We start from the raw sequence: 15,460 nt of genomic DNA, 5'->3' as shown, positions 1-15,460 counted from the left end.
CATGGACATCCTGATGATCGGGGCCGGCGGGATCGGCGGCTTTCTGGCGGCAAAGCTGATCCCGGCGGGGCATCGCGTCTTTCTGCTCGCGCGGGGCGCGCATCTTGAGGCGATCCGCCGCGACGGGCTGAAGTTGGTCGAGGGCGGGGGCGAGACGGTCGTCCACCCCGCCGCCATCAGCGATGACCTTGCCGCGCTTCCGCCCGCCGATCTGGCCATCTTCGCGGTCAAGGGGCAGGACCTTGAGGAGGTGATCGCCGCCTATCGGCCCCATGCGAAGTCCGACACGCTTGTCCTGCCGTTCCAGAACGGGGTCGATGCGCCCGATCTTCTGGCGGCGGCATTTGGCGCGGGCAACACCCTGACCGGGATCGCGCGGATTTTCTCCAACATCACCGCGCCGGGCGTGGTCACGCAATATGGCGGCGGCAGCAGCTTTACCATCGGCGACGTCGAGGGGCGGCAGACCAGCCCGCGCGTCAGGGCAGTGATCGAGGCGTTCCGCGCGGCGGGGATCAATGCGCCCGATTGCGCCGACGTGACCGTGGACCTGTGGCAGAAGTTCCTTCTGTTCAACGCGGTCAGCGGCACCACCGCCGCCGCGCGCTGCCGGTTTCGCGAGATCAGGGCCAACCCCGAGTTGATGGCGTTCTTCCGCGGTCTGGTGGCCGAGGTCGATGCCGTCGCCCGCGCGAAGGGCGTCGCGCTGCCGGAGAACGCGGTCGAGCGCACCATGGCTTTCGCGGCGAAGATGCCGGATGAGGCGCGCGCCTCGACCGCGCATGACCTTGACCACGGCAAGCCGATCGAGGTCGACCGGATCTGTGGCGCGGTGGCCCGGATGGGGCGGGAGCTGGGCGTGCCGGTCCCCAACAGCACGGCAGTGGCGGCGATCCTGTCGCCCTGGCGAAACGGCGCCCCGCGCGGACGGTAGGGCGGCGATTTGCCGCTGCGTGATCTGGAATCATTCTAGAACTTTTGATCCAGATCATCGCAAGAATCTGAATATATAACCAAAGTTGTATGCGGGAACGTGTATCAACTTTGGAGAAGACCATGCAAAGAGCCATGCTGGGCCTGGCCGCCGCATTCCTTGTCGGCGGAACCATGGCGCAAGCTGACGAGTTGCGAGACCTCGCGAAGGAAACCTTCGCGCCATTGCCCTCGACCGTGCCGGCCGTCGCCGGAAACCCGATCACGCCCGCCAAGATCGACCTTGGCAAGGCGCTGTTCTTCGATCCGCGCATTTCCGCCTCGGGGGTGTTTTCCTGCTATTCGTGCCACAACCTGACCACCGGCGGCGACGACAACATGGAGACCTCGGTCGGCCATGGCTGGCAGAAGGGGCCGCGCAACTCGCCCACCGTCCTGAACTCCGTCCTGAACGAGGCGCAGTTCTGGGATGGCCGGGCCGAGGACCTCAAGGCGCAGGCCAAGGGGCCGGTTCAGGCCGGGGTGGAGATGGCGAACACGCCTGAAAACGTGGTCGTCACGCTGAATTCCATGCCCGCCTATGTCGACTGGTTCACCGTGGCCTTCCCCGAAGAACAGGACCCGGTGTCCTTCGACAACATGGCCCGCGCGATCGAGGCGTTCGAGGCGACGCTGATCACGCCCGCGCCCTTCGACGCCTGGCTGAACGGCGACGATGCGGCGCTGTCGGACGATGCCAAGGCGGGGCTTGCGGTCTTCATGGACAAGGGTTGTTCCTCTTGCCATTCGGGCGTGAACGTGGGCGGGCATGGCTATTATCCGTTCGGCCTTGTCGAAAAGCCGGGCGCGGATGTGCTGCCCGAAGGCGACAAGGGCCGTTTCGCGGTGACCGAGACGGTGGATGACGAATATGTCTTCCGCGCCTCGCCCTTGCGCAACGTGGCGGTGACGGCACCCTACTTCCACTCCGGCAAGGTCTGGGACCTGAAGGTCGCGGTGGAGATCATGGCGGAATCGCAGCTGGGTGAGGCGCTGACCGATGAAGAAGCGACGCAGGTCGTGGCCTTCCTCGACAGCCTGACCGGGACCGTCCCGGAGGTCACGCTGCCGGTCCTGCCGCCGGAAACGGCGACCACGCCGCGCCCGACCGCCGAGGTGATCGCGCAATAATCGCGGGCGCCGCTTGCGCCCCATCAACCCGACCGGTGCCACCGGCCGGGTTTTCCGTGGCCCCGGTCAGTGGAGAGCGGGGGTCTTCAGGTCCTCGGCCACCGCATCCTCATCCGGGCGGGCGGACAGGCGCAGCACCGTATAGCCGATCAGGGCGGAGATGGCGGAGCCTGCCAGCACGCCAAGGCGCACCTCGTTCATATGGGCCTGATCGGAAAAGCTCAGCCCGCCGATGAAGAGCGACATGGTAAAGCCGATCCCGGCAAGGCAGGCCAGCCCGTAGATATGCGTCCAGGTCACCGCATGGGGCAGACGCGCCACCCCCGCCTTGACCAAGAGCCAGGTCACACCGAAGACGCCGATCTGCTTGCCCAGCACCAGACCGGCGGCGATGCCAAGGGGAAGCGGCGCGAAGAGGTCGCCGAAGGTCAGCCCCTTCAGCACCACGCCCGCATTGGCAAAGGCGAAGATCGGCACGATCAGGAACAGGACGTAAGGCGACAGCCCGTCCTCCAGCGAATGCAGCGGCGATTTGCCGAAACGGTCCTTCAGCGGCACGAAGAAGGCGGTGACGACGCCCGCCAGCGTGGCATGGACGCCGGATTTCAGCACCAGCACCCAAAGGATCGTCCCCAGAAGCAGGATCGGCGCGATCCGGTGCGTCCCCTTCAGGTTCAGCCACAAAAGCCCCGCCAGCGGCGCAAGCGCGAGGAACAGGTAATCGACATGCAATTCGCTGGTGTAGAAAAGCGCGATGATGAGGATCGCGCCAAGGTCATCAAGGATCGCCAGCGTCAGAAGGAAGATCTTCAGCGCCGATGGCACCCGCTTGCCCAGAAGCGCCAGAACGCCGACGGCAAAGGCGATGTCGGTCGCGGCGGGAATGGCCCAGCCGCCCTTGGTGATCGGGTCCGACCAGTTGAAGACAAGGAAGATCAGCGCAGGCACGGCCATGCCGCCCACCGCCGCCATGCCCGGCAGCATCACGTCGCGCGGGTTCTTCAGCTTGCCCTCCATCATCTCGCGCTTCAGCTCAAGCCCGATGAGGAAGAAGAAGATCGCCATCAAGCCGTCATTGATCCACAGGATCAGTTCCTTCGACAGCCCCTCGCCATCCAGAAGGATGGAGAATTTCTTGACGAGGACGGATTGGTACAGATCCGACAGGCTGGAATTGGCGATGAGAAGGGCCAGAACGGCGGCCGCCATCAAAACGATCCCCCCGGCGGCATCGTGGCGGAAGAAGCGGTCGAGGGCACGTCCCAATGTCATATCGAATTCCCGATTGTTTTCCTTATCATTGGGGCTGAAATGGGGGCAGGGTGCGGGAAGTCAACCGCGAGTCGGGCGTTTTCGGCCCTGAAACGCGGGAAATGCGGGAATGGAGGCGAAAATGGCGGCGTTCGATCATCTGGTGATTTCGGCCGGGGCGCTCGGGGAGGGCGGGGCCTGGGTCGAGGCGGTGCTGGGCGTCCCGACCGAGCCGGGCGGTCAGCACGACCTGATGGCGACGCATAACCGGCTTCTGCGGCTGGGCGAGGGGGAGTATCTTGAGGTCATCGCCGCCGATCCGTCGCGCCCGGCGCCCGGCCATCCGCGCTGGTTCCGGCTGGACCGGTTCACCGGGGCGCCGCGGCTGACCAACTGGGTGCTGCGGGCCGATGATCTGGACGCCGCGCTGGCGGTGGCGCCGGAAGGCGCGGGGCGGGCGACCGATCTGGCGCGGGGCGCGCTGCGCTGGCGGATGGCGGTGCCGGGGGATGGCTGCCTGCCCTTTGACGACGGTTTTCCCGGCCTGATCCAGTGGCAGGGCGCGCATCCGGCGGCGATGCTGCCCGACCGGGGCTGCCGGTTGGTCTCCCTGACCGTCAGCCACCCGGAGGCGGGCGCGCTGGCCCGCGCGCTGCCGCTGGACGATCCGCGCGTGACGGTGGTGGCGGGGCCGCCGGGCCTCGCGGCACGGATCGCGACGCCGGGCGGGGAGCGGCTTCTGTGACGCAGATCCGCCCCGCGACACCCGGTGACATCCCGGCGCTGCTGGCGCTCTGGAACCCGATCATCCGCGACACGACGGTGACCTTTTCGAGCGAGGAGAAGACGGTTGAGACGCTTGGCACGATGATCGCCGAGCGTCGCGCGGCGGGGCGGGAGTTCTTCGTGGCCGACACCGATGGCCTGACCGGCTTTGCCACCTACAGCCAGTTTCGCGGCGGGAACGGCTATGTTCACGCGATGGAACACACGATCCTCCTTGCGCCGGGGGCCTGGGGCAAAGGCATCGGGCGGGCGCTGATGGCGCGGGTGGAGGATCACGCGCGGCAGGGTGGCGCGCATCTTCTGGTGGCGGGGGTTTCGGGTGAAAACACCGCCGGGATCGCCTTTCACGACCGGATCGGTTTCGTCCCCGCGGGACGCATCCCGCAGGCCGGGCGCAAGTTCGACCGCTGGCTTGACCTGATCCTGATGACGAAGTTTTTGTGACGCGCTGACATTTCGCCGCGCTGCGGCTAAGGTGACCCCGATGTCGATCTGGACCCGCATATCTGACGCGCTCGCCGCCCTTGCCAAGGGCGAGGGGCTATCGGCCGTTTTCGACCGGCTGAAGACCCCGCCGGAAAAGTCGATCGGCTTTACCATCGCGGTGATCGCGCTGGGCGCCAAGATGGCCAAGGCCGACGGTACCGTGACGCGGGATGAGGTGATGGCCTTTCGCGAGGTCTTCACCATCCCGCCGCAGGAAGAGGGGAACGCCGCGCGGGTCTTCAACCTTGCGCGGCAGGACGTGGCGGGGTTCGATCTATACGCCGAAAAGATCGCGGCGATGTTCGGCCCCGGCGACCCGGTGCTGGTCGACCTGATGGAGGGGCTGTTTCACATCGCGCTGGCCGATGGCGACTATCACCCGCATGAGGATGCGTTCCTGCGTGATGTGGCGGGTATCTTCGGCATCGGCGCGCCCTGCTTCCGTTCGCTCGTCGCGCGGTTCGTCCCCGATGCGGTGCCGGACCCTTATGACGTGCTGGGCGTGGCCCATGACGCGCCCATCGACCAGGTCCGCGCCGCCTGGCGGCAGGCGGTGCGCGACAACCACCCCGACCGGCTGATGTCCCGTGGGCTACCGGAAGAGGCGATCCGGCTGGCCGAAAACCGGATGGCGGCGATCAACCGCGCCTGGGATGAGATCAACGGCAAGAAGGCCGCCTGAGCGATGCGGATCGCGACCTATAACGTCGAATGGTTCACCAATCTCTTCGACCGCAACGGGCGGCTTCTGGAGGATGGGGAGTGGTCGGCGCGCTATAATGTCACGCGGGCCGATCAACTGACGGCACTGGGCATCGTCTTCACCGCGCTGGATGCCGACGCGGTGATGGTGATCGAGGCGCCCGACGACAGCACCCGCCATCCGACCACGGTGCAGCTTGAGCGGTTCGCGGAACGCTTCGGCCTGCGCACCCGCAAGGCGCTGATCGGCTTCGACAACACCACGCAGCAGGAAATCGCCCTGCTTTACGACCCCGACAAGCTGAGCGTGGAGCATGACCCGAAGGGCGAGGTGGTGCAGACCGACGGCACCGTGCCGCGTTTCGACAGCACATTCCGCATCGACCTGAATATCGACGGCACGCTCGACACGGTCGATTTCTCAAAACCGCCGCTGGAGATTGCCGCGCGCTCTGCCGCCGGAAAGGCGTTTCGGATGATCGGGGTGCATCTGAAATCCAAGGCGCCCCACGGCGCGATGAATGAGGAACAGGCCCGCCGCATCGCGATCGAGAACCGCCGCAAGCATCTGGCGCAGTCGATCTGGCTGCGCGGGCGGGTTCTGGAACATCTGACGGCGGGTGACAGCCTGATCGTGATGGGCGATTTCAACGACGGTCCGGGGCTGGACGAATACGAAAAGCTCTTTGGCCGGTCGGGGGTAGAGATCGTGCTGGGCTGGGATGAGCCGCGTGAGACGCGGCTTTACGACCAGAACGCGCGGCTGGCCTTCGGCAAGAAGCTGGCCGCGATGCCGGTCAGCGCGCGGTTCTACCTTGACGAACACGGGCGCTATTTCAACGCGCTTCTGGATTACGTCATGGTGTCGCCCGACCTGCGGCCCTTGCGGCCGAAATGGCGGATCTGGCATCCGTTCGACGACCCGGCCTGCTACCGCACGCCCGAACTGCGCGAGGCGCTTCTGACCGCGTCCGATCATTTTCCCGTCAGCATCGACATCCCGCTGTAGTCTCGCCTGTCCGCCGCCGGTGGAATCGGCTATGATAGGGGCATGTTGCGCAAATGGTATCTCGGTCCGGTTCTTGTCCTTGTCGCGGCGCCCGCGCTGGCGCAGGACGATTCCGCCACGGTGGATGAAGGCTTCAGCCTGCTGCGCGAAGGCGCGCGGATCCTCATGGAATCGATGCTGAAAGAGATGGAACCCGCGATGCGCGACATGCAGGAGGATTTCGGCGCCGCGCTACGCGAGATGGAACCGGCGCTGCGGGAGTTGGGCGGGATGATCGGCGATCTGCGGAACTATCACCCGCCGGAAAAGCTGCCCAATGGCGACATCATCATCCGCCGCAAGACCCCGGCAGAGATCCTGACCGACCGGGGTGAGGATATAGAGCTTTAGGTCGCGCCTACCGCTTCGCCATCTCCACCTTCGCCTCGGCCCCCAGCGATTGCGCGAGCGAGGTGAAGCGCGCCAGCGCCACCTCACCGAACAGCGCCTCGGCTTCGGGGTTCAGCGTCAGTTCAAGGATTTTCTTCTTCGGCCGCCAGGTCAGCTTGCCCGCATCCTCGGGCGACTTGATCGAGAACATCGCGCCAAAGCGCATCGCCTTGCCCAGCACCTCGGCATCGCGGATCTGCTGGTCGGTCAGAAGCGCAAACAGCGGCTCCATCCGCGACCCCTGACGGGAGTTCTTGTAGCGGTGCAGAAGGGCGAGGCCGAGGAAGACCCTTTCGGCATGGCTGAGGCCGCCAAGGTTAGCGCGCGTGGCGTTGTCGAAACAGACCTCGGCCCGGTAGTCGGGATGGGCGCGCCAGGTCGTGTCATGCAGCAGGCAGGCCGCCTTGATCAGCCGCAGCCGTTCGTCCGAGACATTGCGATACAAGGGTTCGATGAAGGCGAACAGCTTCTTGCCGAAGCCGGGGATGCGCGCCATCGTGCGTTCGGCATGACGGCAGGCCTCGATCAGCGGATCGCGGGAGCGCAGCCGCGCGGGCATCTGTTCGTAAAGCAGCCCCTCGCGGATACCATAGGACGACACGTCGATTTCCTGCGGGTGGAAGGTCAGGACCAGTTGCCGCAGCACCTGGCTGGCCAGCGGGACAAGGTCCATCCGCGCGGCCGAGGTGCCGGTTTTCGCGCGCAGATCATCCAGATTCGACTTGCCGATCCACTGCACCGTTTGCAGCACCGATTGCGGCCCCATGCGGTATTCGTGCAGGACCGTCATCGGGTAGCCGCGCCGTTCCATGTCCAGCCGGGCGATGGCGCGCCATGAGCCGCCGACAAGGTAGATGCGGTCATGGTGGGTGCCGATCTGTTCGGCCAGATCCGCGATGGTGCGTTCGATGAAATCGTGAACGCCCTTCTTGCCGCCCTTCACCTGTTGCAGCCGGAACGGGCCAAGGGGGGAGGTCACGCGGCGCCCGACCTTGCCGCCCGACACCTCGGCCAGTTCCATCGAGTTGCCGCCGATGTCGCAGACCAGCCCTTCGGCCTCGGGCCAGCCCAGCAGCACACCCTGCGCCGACAGCCGCGCCTCTTCCTGGCCGTCGATGACCCAGAGCTTGAGGCCGGTTTCCTTTTCGACCTGTTTCTGGAAGTCCGGGCCGTCCTCGGCCTCGCGCACGGCGGCGGTGGCGACGCAGGACAGCGTCGGCAGCGCCATGCCCCTGGCGAGCGCAGCAAAGCGCTTCAGCGCCGAAAGCGCGCGTTCGCGGCCCTGCGGGTTCAGCCGCCCGGTTTCGACCAGCCCCTGACCAAGGCCTGCCATGACCTTTTCGTTGTAGAAATAGGCCGGGCTGCGCGCGGCGCCGTCGAAGACCACCAGACGGACAGAGTTCGACCCGACATCGACCACGCCGACCCGTTCCAGCGCCCGTGCGGAAGGGTCGTCGAACAGCGGGCGGCCAAAGGGTCCGCCCTCATCCATCGCCCGTTTGGCTTCACGGTTCATCGGGGACCTCCGGGCGTGACGGATTCGTTGCGCGCCCCCGGTCTACAATTCATTCGATCGAATGGGCAAGCTTTGGAACGTCCTTGGCGCCTGCCGAGCCGCGCCCGGAAAGCGACGGGTATTCCATGAAGAAGCGATGGCAGTTGAAGATGTCGTCGCGCCCCTCGGGCAGATCGCGGATATAGCGCCCGTCGGGTTGCAGGACCCAGCTTTGCGCCTCATCGGCAAGGTTCGCCGCCATGATCTGGCTGACGATCTGCGCCTTGACGGTCGGGTTCATCGCCTCGACCAGCGTTTCCACCCGGCGGTTCAGGTTGCGGCCCATCCAGTCGGCCGAGGAAAAGAAGACGCGCGCATGTTTCGAGGGCAGGCCATGGCCGTTGCCGAAACAGACGATACGGCTGTGTTCCAGAAACCGCCCGACGATGGACTTGACGCGGATATTCTCGGACAGTCCCTTGATGCCGGGGCGCAGGCCGCAGATGCCGCGCACGACAAGGTTGATCTTCACCCCGGCCTGGCTGGCGGCATAAAGCGCGTCGATCACGTCGGCCTCGATGATCGAATTCATCTTGGCCCAGATTTCCGCCGGGCGTCCGGCGCGGGCATGATCGGCCTCGGTCGCGATCAGCTCCAGCAGGCGGGGTTTGAGCGAGATGGGAGAGATGGACAGGTTTTCCAGCCCCTCGGGCTGCACATAGCCGGAGAGATAGTTGAAGACCTTGGTCGCGTCCCGCCCCAGCGCCGGATCGCAGGTAAAAAAGGACAGGTCGGTATAGATGCGCGCGGTGATCGGGTGATAGTTGCCGGTGCCGTAATGGGTATAGGTCACCAGCTGGTCGCCCTCGCGCCGGACCACGGTCGAGATCTTGGCATGGGTCTTGTAGTTGATGAAGCCGTAGACGACATGGGCGCCCGCGCGTTCCAGCCGCCGCGACTGGCGGATATTCGCGGCCTCGTCAAAGCGCGCCTTCAGTTCCACCAGTGCCGTCACCGACTTGCCGCTTTCGGCGGCGTCGCAGAGCGCGGCGACGATCGGGCTGTCATTCGAGGTGCGGTAAAGCGTCTGCTTGATTGCCAGCACGTTCGGGTCCGCCGCCGCCTGATTGAGAAAGCGGATGACCATGTCGAAGGTCTCATACGGGTGATGCAGCAGCATGTCCTTCTTGCGGATCGCCGCGAACATGTCGCCGTCATGGTCTTGCACGCGCTCCGGCACGCGGGGCGTGAAGGCGGGCCATTGCAGGTCGCGGCGGCTGTCCAGCACCAGTTCCTTCAGATCGGCGACGCCGACCATGCCCTTGACCTCAACCACCTCATCGGGGCTGACGCCAAGTTCCTCCATGATCAGCGCGCGCAGGCCTTCGGGCGCGCCGGCGGTGATCTTCATGCGGATCACCTGACCCCGGCGGCGGCGTTTCAGCGCGGTTTCGAATTCGCGCACAAGGTCTTCGGCCTCATCCTCGACCTCGATGTCGCTGTCGCGCAGGACGCGGAAGGCGCAATGGCCGGTGTCGCGGTAACCGGGAAAGAGCGAGCCGAGATGGAGAAGCAGCAATTCCTCAAGCGGAAGAAAGCGCTTGCCGCCGGGCAGGGCGACGAAACGGGCGATCTGCTGCGGGATCGGCAGAAGCGCCTGCAACCGCCGCCGGTCGCCGCGTTCCAGTTCCAGCGCAAGGCAGAAGCCGGTGTTGGGGATGAACGGGAAGGGGTGGGCCGGGTCGATGGCAAGGGGCGAAAGGACCGGGAAGACCTGGCTCATGAAATAGGTGGACAGGAATTCCTCATCCCGTTTCGTCAGCTTCGCGCGGGTCAGAAGTGCGATCCCGGCGCTTTCCAGTTCGCGCTTCAGCTTGTTCCAGACGGTCTGTTGCACCTGCATCAGGCGGCGCGCATCGGCGTCGATGCGCTTGAGCTGTTCGGCGGGCGACAGACCGTCGTCGGAACAGACGGTGGTCCCCTCGCGCGTCAACTCGCGCAGGCCCGCGACGCGGACGGTGTAGAATTCATCGAGGTTGGTGGCCGAGATCGACAGGAACCGCACCCGTTCCAGAAGCGGGACACGGGGGTTGCGCGCCTCATCCAGAACCCGCCAGTTGAAGGCCAGCCAGCTGAGTTCACGGTTGAAGAAGCGGTGCGGGCCGGTCCAGTCCAGTTTTGGCAGCGATGCCGGGGTCGGGAAGGGGGCCTTGAGGAAATCTGCCTGTGTCATCGGATGCTCGCTACTCTCTTACACGCGCGGGGATGCCTGACCCATCATGGCGCGACCTTGCCGTCGCTGTCGAGAAGCCCGGCGGCAAGGGTGCTGTTGATCGGGCGTTTCGTGGCAAGTGCTTCGGCGTCAAGGGCGGCCACGACGGCGCGGGCGGTGGCGAAGGAACGGTCGATGCGCCGCACCAGCCAGCGGATGAAGCCGGGGGCGACCTGAAGCTGGCGGTCGGCGAACAGCTTGACCAGCACCGCGCCCAGAAGCGCGTCATCGGGCGGCAGCAGGGTGGCGGTCGCCGTCGCCTCCATCCGGCTTTGCAGATCGGGCAGCGTCAGGCCCCAGTCGCGGGGCGCGCGCGTGGCGGTCAGCAGCAGCAGCCCGCCGCGTCCGGTCATGTGGTTGTGCAGGTGGAAAAGCGCGGTTTCGGCGTCAGGATCGCCCGCCGCGGTATCGGCATTCTCGATCACCAGTGCCGCGGCCTCGGGCAGGTCGGCGGCGGCAAGATCGTCCGCCTCGATCACCTGCGCGCGGGTCCTGGCGGCGAAGACCATCGCCAGATGGGTCTTGCCCGCGCCCTCCGGCCCGATCAGCAGAAGCTTTCCGTTGGGCCATAGGTCGGGCTGGTCCAGCGTCGCGACGGCCAGCGCATTGGCGGGGGAGACGAAGAAATCCTCACGCCCCAGTGCGGGGCGCACCGGCAGGTCGAAGGTCAGTTGCGCGACCATCTCAGCCGTCCGTTCCGCCCGCATCGCCCCGGTAGAGGCGGCTGTCGAGGTATTGCGCGATGCCGAAGCGGGCGAAGACGCCAAGTGCGGCCGCCACCGGGACGGCAACCAGCATGCCGACAAAGCCAAAGACGGTGCCGAAGGCCGACAGGGCAAAAAGCAGCCAGACCGGGTGCAGCCCCACCGACTTGCCCACCAGGCGCGGCGTGATGATGTTGCCCTCAAGGAACTGGCCAAGCGCGAAGATGCCCGCGACGATACCGATCTGGAACCAGTCGCCCCAGAACTGGAACAGCGCCAGCCCGATCGCCAGCGCGCCGCCCGTCAGCGCCCCGATATAGGGGATGAAGGTCACAAGCCCCGCGATCGCGCCCACGATCAGGCCGAAATTCAGCCCCGCCAGCATCAGCGCGACAGAATAGAATGTGCCGAGGATCAGGCAGACCAGAACCTGCCCGCGCACGAACCCGGCAAGCACCTGGTCGATGTCGCGGCCAAGCTGGCGGATCGTGTCGCGGTGTTCGCGCGGCAAAAGCTTGTCGATGCGCGCGATCATGTTGTCCCAGTCGAGAAGCAGGTAGAAGGCCACCACCGGCACGACGACGATGAAGACGACGAAGTTGATGACCGACAGCGCCGAGGACAGCAGCGTGCTGGCCAGTTCCGCGCCCTTCGACTGAATCGTCTTGCCGACGCCCGCGAGGGTCTCGCGCAAAACGCTCTGATCGTCGAAGAGCGAGGGGAAGTGGTTTTTCAGGAAGACCTGAAGCTGGCCGATGATTTCCGGCGCGGCGTTCACCAGCCCGCCAAGCTGGCGCAGCAGCATCGGCACGATCAAAAGCGACAGGACCACGAACATCACCAGCGCAAAGACCGAGATGACGGCGGTCGCGGCGGTGCGGCTAAGCCCCATCCCCTCAAGCCGGTCGGCGACGGGGTCGAGGAAATAGGCGATGGCCCCGCCGACGAGGAAGGGCAGGATCACGGTGCCAAGCCCCCACAGCACCAGGAAGAAGACCGCCGCGGCGATCCCCCAGTAGATGAGTTGCTGGCGAACGGGCATGCTCATGCGGGTCAGGCTCTCCTTTCCCCATCAGATGGCAGGTTCGGTGCGGCCATGCAAGCTTGCACCTTCGGCGATTTCCCGCTGTCAGCACCTGCTTATTCGGGGGGGTATAAGCTTTTGGACAATCGACGGGGGCCGGGGCAGGGGGCAGGTGAAGGGCGCCGGGACGGCAGGTTCCGGCGACGTTTCCCATTGTGACGCTTCTGAAAGGCAGATCCATGAAACCCTCGATCCTTCTTTCCGCTCTCCTCGCCCTGACCCCGGTGGCGGCGCTTGCGATGCCGCAGGTCGGCGATGTGGTCGGCACCAACCCGGACGACGCCAAGGCGGCGCTTGAGGCGGCGGGCTGCGCGGTGAACGATTTCGAGGCCGAGGGCGGCAAGATCGAGGCGAAATGCACCGACACCGCCACCAACAAGCCCATGGAGGTCTATATCGACCCCAAGACCGGCGCTGTCACCGATATCAAGGACAACGACTGATATGTCGCGTGACCTTGTCGGCCCGCCGCCCGCCCTTTGGGACCCCGTCGTTCGCGTCAGCCATTGGGTGATCGCGGGCGCGGTGGCCGCCAACGCGCTGTTCACCAAGGGCGGGGGCGCGCTGCATGTCTGGCTGGGCTGGATCGGGATGGCCTTTCTTGCCATCCGGCTGGTCTGGGGTCTTGTCGGCCCGTGGGAGGCGCGGTTCGCCGCCTTCCCGCCCCGGCCCATCGACGCGCTGAGCCACCTCAACCGCCTCGCGCGGCGCCGCCGGCGGGAGTTCCGGTCGCATAACCCGGCGGGCGCGATGATGATCTATGCGCTCTGGCTTTCGCTCGGGATCGTGATTGCGACCGGGATCGTGATGACCAAGGGGGCAACCCCCTGGGACGTCGCGCGCCAGCAAGAGGCGGTCGCGGCGGGCGACTGGTCGGCGCTGGTCGATGACAGTGCTGACAGTACCGGCAGCGCGGGTGCAGAGGCGGAGGGCGGCCATTGGGTCCAGGATTTGCACGAGATCGGCGCAAACCTGCTGCTGGTCCTGGCGGTTCTCCACCTTGGCGGGGTTCTGGCCGAAAGCCTTGTGTTGCGGCGCAATATCGTCCGCCCTATGCTCTTCGGGACGCGGCGCTGATCCGGGGATGCCTTCCCGGAAGACCACCGGAGGCATGGCATGGACCCTCAGGATACAGCCACGGCGCGACGGCGGCGCAAGACCGCGCTTGCCATCTTCACGCTGGTGCAGGCGACGGCGGCGGTCTTTTTCGTGACCGATTCCGCCGCCGACCTCTCCGGTGCCGCGGTCGGCCTGCACACTGTCGCCGAAGCGGTGATCGCCGTCGGCCTGACGCTGGGCAGCGTCTTCGGGATCATCGAGCTGCGCCGCACCCATTCGGAGCTTCGCAGCCATGAGGACGCGCTGGCCGTCGCCTCGGGCGCGATGTCCGACATCATCGCCGCGCAGTTCGACGCATGGCGGCTTAGCCCGGCAGAGCGGGAGATCGGGATGCTTGCCCTCAAGGGCTTCGACATTGCCGAGATCGCGGCGATGCGCGGCGCGGCGCAGGGCACGGTGCGGGCGCAGATGACCTCGATCTACGCCAAGTCCGGCACCTCGGGCCGTCACCAGTTCGCCGCCTATTTCGTCGAGGACCTGCTGGCGGGCGGCCTCCACCCGCCCCCGGCGCGGCCCGATCAGGCGGCCGAATAGCGGGCGGCGTGGCGGGGCTGCTTGCCTGTGGCGGGGCTTGCGGCTAGGAACGCGGGAAGGTCTTCAACCCGAGAGTCCGCGATGCGTCTGTCCCGCTACTTCCTCCCCGTCCTCAAGGAAAATCCCGCCGAGGCCCAGATCGTCAGCCATCGCTACATGCTGCGCGCGGGCATGATCAAGCAGCAGGCCGCCGGGATCTATTCCTGGCTGCCGATGGGTTTCAAGGTGCTGCGCCGGATCGAACAGATCGTGCATGAGGAGCAGCAGCGCGCGGGCCATATCCCGCTTCTGATGCCGACGCTTCAGCCCGCCGACCTCTGGCGTGAGAGCGGCCGTTATGACGATTACGGGCAGGAAATGCTGCGCATCCGCGACCGGCATGAGCGCGACATGCTTTACGGTCCGACGAATGAGGAGATGATCACCGACATCTTCCGGTCCCATGTGAACAGCTACAAGGACCTGCCGCTGACGCTTTACCACATCCAGTGGAAGTTCCGCGACGAGGTGCGCCCCCGCTTTGGCGTCATGCGCGGGCGCGAGTTCCTGATGAAGGACGGCTACAATTTCGACCTGACGCGCGAAGACGCGCTGCATGCCTATAACCGCCACATGGTCAGCTACCTGCGGACCTACGAACGCATGGGCCTGACGGCGATCCCGATGCGCGCGGATAGCGGCCCGATCGGCGGCGACGACACGCATGAATTCCTCGTCCTCGCCTCGACCGGCGAAAGCGAGGTCTTTTATGACAGCGCGGTGACCGAGCTGAAGCTGGGCGACCGCGCGGTCGATTACGACAACCGCGAGGAGGTCGCCGCGATCTGTGCGGAGTTCACGACGCCCTATGCCCGCACGGACGAAACCCATGACGCGGCCGTGTTCGACGCGATCCCCGAGGGACGCCGCAAGGTCGGGCGCGGGATCGAGGTCGGGCAGATCTTCTTCTTCGGCACCAAGTATTCCGAACCGATGGGCGCGACGGTGGTCACCGCCGATGGCAGCCGCGTGCCGGTGCAGATGGGCAGCCACGGCATCGGCGTCAGCCGTCTGGTCGGCGCGCTGATCGAGGCCAATCACGACGACAAGGGCATCATCTGGCCCGAGGGCGTGACGCCTTTCTCTGTCGGGATCGTCAACCTCAAGCAGGGCGACGGGTCCACCGACAGCGCCTGCGAGTCGATCTATGCCGCGCTGAAGGCCAAGGGGCTTGATCCGCTTTACGACGACCGCGACGAACGGGCGGGGGCGAAATTCGCGACCGCCGACCTGATCGGCCTGCCGTGGCGGATCACCGTCGGGCCGCGCGGGATCGCCGCGAACAAGGTCGAACTGACCAGCCGCCGCACGGGCGAGAGCGAGGAGATGTCGCCCGAGGCCGCCATCGACCGCATGGCGAAGATCTACGCGGAGCATCCGTAAAAGGCCGCGTAGAGCGTGTCGCATGTTCGGGAAGCACGAAAACCGGCTCCCACTTTTCATGCCA

The 15,460-nt window shown here is 65.9% G+C and carries 16 protein-coding genes; 11 read left to right on the top strand and 5 right to left on the bottom strand.

Going from position 1 to position 15,460, the window contains the following annotated elements; genetic code table 11:
- Position 1: 1 nt before the first annotated feature.
- Positions 2-934, top strand: a complete 933-nt coding sequence (locus LX70_RS04920; RefSeq protein ID WP_105513362.1) for a ketopantoate reductase family protein — start codon at positions 2-4, stop codon at positions 932-934.
- A gap of 122 nt (positions 935-1,056) precedes the next feature.
- Entirely contained in the window at positions 1,057-2,103 is a 1,047-nt protein-coding gene (locus LX70_RS04915; RefSeq protein ID WP_245884937.1) for a cytochrome-c peroxidase, read from the top strand.
- Between the two features lie 66 nt (positions 2,104-2,169).
- Here the strand turns inward: LX70_RS04915 and nhaA are convergent, their stop codons facing one another.
- Entirely contained in the window at positions 2,170-3,375 is a 1,206-nt protein-coding gene (nhaA, locus tag LX70_RS04910) for a Na+/H+ antiporter NhaA (protein WP_105513360.1), read from the bottom strand.
- A 121-nt stretch (positions 3,376-3,496) separates the two neighbouring features.
- On the opposite strand from nhaA, the gene LX70_RS04905 reads away from it, so the two are divergent.
- The 5 genes from LX70_RS04905 to LX70_RS04885 are packed head-to-tail and all read left to right on the top strand — an operon-like array spanning position 3,497 to position 6,727.
- Positions 3,497-4,099: a VOC family protein gene (locus tag LX70_RS04905; protein WP_105513611.1), complete on the top strand. Its 603-nt coding sequence runs from the start codon at positions 3,497-3,499 to the stop codon at positions 4,097-4,099.
- Complete coding sequence (locus tag LX70_RS04900; RefSeq protein WP_245884936.1) at positions 4,096-4,584, top strand: GNAT family N-acetyltransferase; 489 nt, start codon at positions 4,096-4,098, stop codon at positions 4,582-4,584. Before LX70_RS04905 ends, LX70_RS04900 begins: the two co-directional genes overlap by 4 nt.
- Positions 4,585-4,624: 40 nt before the next feature.
- Entirely contained in the window at positions 4,625-5,308 is a 684-nt protein-coding gene (locus tag LX70_RS04895) for a molecular chaperone DjiA (protein WP_105513359.1), read from the top strand.
- Positions 5,309-5,311: 3 nt separating this feature from the next.
- A complete protein-coding gene (locus tag LX70_RS04890) occupies positions 5,312-6,337 on the top strand; it encodes an endonuclease/exonuclease/phosphatase family protein (RefSeq protein ID WP_105513358.1) in 1,026 nt (341 codons plus the stop codon).
- 42 nt (positions 6,338-6,379) lie between these two features.
- Positions 6,380-6,727 carry a hypothetical protein gene (locus LX70_RS04885; protein ID WP_105513357.1) on the top strand — a complete coding sequence of 116 codons (348 nt, stop codon included), beginning with the start codon at positions 6,380-6,382 and terminating at the stop codon, positions 6,725-6,727.
- Positions 6,728-6,734: 7 nt separating this feature from the next.
- On the opposite strand, the gene LX70_RS04880 is transcribed toward LX70_RS04885, so the two are convergent.
- The 4 genes from LX70_RS04880 to LX70_RS04865 are packed head-to-tail and all read right to left on the bottom strand — an operon-like array spanning position 6,735 to position 12,285.
- Positions 6,735-8,282 carry a Ppx/GppA family phosphatase gene (locus LX70_RS04880; protein ID WP_105513356.1) on the bottom strand — a complete coding sequence of 516 codons (1,548 nt, stop codon included), beginning with the start codon at positions 8,280-8,282 and terminating at the stop codon, positions 6,735-6,737.
- Positions 8,283-8,331: 49 nt separating this feature from the next.
- Positions 8,332-10,494, bottom strand: coding sequence for an RNA degradosome polyphosphate kinase (locus LX70_RS04875; protein ID WP_105513355.1), 2,163 nt, complete (start codon positions 10,492-10,494; stop codon positions 8,332-8,334).
- 44 nt (positions 10,495-10,538) lie between these two features.
- Positions 10,539-11,216 (bottom strand): P-loop NTPase family protein, encoded by a 678-nt coding sequence (locus LX70_RS04870; protein WP_105513609.1) that lies wholly within the window; start codon positions 11,214-11,216, stop codon positions 10,539-10,541.
- 1 nt (position 11,217) lies between these two features.
- On the bottom strand, positions 11,218-12,285 hold the full coding sequence (locus LX70_RS04865) for an AI-2E family transporter (RefSeq protein WP_105513354.1): 1,068 nt from the start codon (positions 12,283-12,285) through the stop codon (positions 11,218-11,220).
- A 215-nt stretch (positions 12,286-12,500) separates the two neighbouring features.
- Here LX70_RS04865 and LX70_RS04860 point away from each other — a divergent pair, with 215 nt between their 5' ends.
- From LX70_RS04860 to proS, 4 genes are all read left to right on the top strand, one after another.
- Positions 12,501-12,764 carry a PepSY domain-containing protein gene (locus tag LX70_RS04860; RefSeq protein WP_105513353.1) on the top strand — a complete coding sequence of 88 codons (264 nt, stop codon included), beginning with the start codon at positions 12,501-12,503 and terminating at the stop codon, positions 12,762-12,764.
- A gap of 1 nt (position 12,765) precedes the next feature.
- Complete coding sequence (locus LX70_RS04855; RefSeq protein ID WP_105513352.1) at positions 12,766-13,398, top strand: cytochrome b/b6 domain-containing protein; 633 nt, start codon at positions 12,766-12,768, stop codon at positions 13,396-13,398.
- A 39-nt stretch (positions 13,399-13,437) separates the two neighbouring features.
- On the top strand, positions 13,438-13,974 hold the full coding sequence (locus LX70_RS04850) for a helix-turn-helix transcriptional regulator (protein WP_105513351.1): 537 nt from the start codon (positions 13,438-13,440) through the stop codon (positions 13,972-13,974).
- Between the two features lie 81 nt (positions 13,975-14,055).
- Positions 14,056-15,396: a proline--tRNA ligase gene (gene proS, locus LX70_RS04845; protein ID WP_105513350.1), complete on the top strand. Its 1,341-nt coding sequence runs from the start codon at positions 14,056-14,058 to the stop codon at positions 15,394-15,396.
- Positions 15,397-15,460 lie beyond the last annotated feature (64 nt).

This window comes from Albidovulum denitrificans (assembly GCF_002973535.1).
Lineage (GTDB): Bacteria > Pseudomonadota > Alphaproteobacteria > Rhodobacterales > Rhodobacteraceae > Albidovulum > Albidovulum denitrificans.
This window is presented reverse-complemented; position numbering and strand designations above follow the sequence as displayed.

What these genes read in the sequence shown, in the direction of transcription:
- LX70_RS04920 (WP_105513362.1), top strand. Translation starts at nt 2, where the DNA reads ATGGACATCCTGATGATCGGGGCCGGCGGGATCGGCGGCTTTCTGGCG.
- LX70_RS04915 (WP_245884937.1), top strand. Translation starts at nt 1,057, where the DNA reads ATGCAAAGAGCCATGCTGGGCCTGGCCGCCGCATTCCTTGTCGGCGGA.
- nhaA (WP_105513360.1), bottom strand. Translation starts at nt 3,375, where the DNA reads ATGACATTGGGACGTGCCCTCGACCGCTTCTTCCGCCACGATGCCGCC.
- LX70_RS04905 (WP_105513611.1), top strand. Translation starts at nt 3,497, where the DNA reads ATGGCGGCGTTCGATCATCTGGTGATTTCGGCCGGGGCGCTCGGGGAG.
- LX70_RS04895 (WP_105513359.1), top strand. Translation starts at nt 4,625, where the DNA reads ATGTCGATCTGGACCCGCATATCTGACGCGCTCGCCGCCCTTGCCAAG.
- LX70_RS04890 (WP_105513358.1), top strand. Translation starts at nt 5,312, where the DNA reads ATGCGGATCGCGACCTATAACGTCGAATGGTTCACCAATCTCTTCGAC.
- LX70_RS04885 (WP_105513357.1), top strand. Translation starts at nt 6,380, where the DNA reads ATGTTGCGCAAATGGTATCTCGGTCCGGTTCTTGTCCTTGTCGCGGCG.
- LX70_RS04880 (WP_105513356.1), bottom strand. Translation starts at nt 8,282, where the DNA reads ATGAACCGTGAAGCCAAACGGGCGATGGATGAGGGCGGACCCTTTGGC.
- LX70_RS04875 (WP_105513355.1), bottom strand. Translation starts at nt 10,494, where the DNA reads ATGACACAGGCAGATTTCCTCAAGGCCCCCTTCCCGACCCCGGCATCG.
- LX70_RS04870 (WP_105513609.1), bottom strand. Translation starts at nt 11,216, where the DNA reads ATGGTCGCGCAACTGACCTTCGACCTGCCGGTGCGCCCCGCACTGGGG.
- LX70_RS04865 (WP_105513354.1), bottom strand. Translation starts at nt 12,285, where the DNA reads ATGAGCATGCCCGTTCGCCAGCAACTCATCTACTGGGGGATCGCCGCG.
- LX70_RS04860 (WP_105513353.1), top strand. Translation starts at nt 12,501, where the DNA reads ATGAAACCCTCGATCCTTCTTTCCGCTCTCCTCGCCCTGACCCCGGTG.
- LX70_RS04855 (WP_105513352.1), top strand. Translation starts at nt 12,766, where the DNA reads ATGTCGCGTGACCTTGTCGGCCCGCCGCCCGCCCTTTGGGACCCCGTC.
- LX70_RS04850 (WP_105513351.1), top strand. Translation starts at nt 13,438, where the DNA reads ATGGACCCTCAGGATACAGCCACGGCGCGACGGCGGCGCAAGACCGCG.
- proS (WP_105513350.1), top strand. Translation starts at nt 14,056, where the DNA reads ATGCGTCTGTCCCGCTACTTCCTCCCCGTCCTCAAGGAAAATCCCGCC.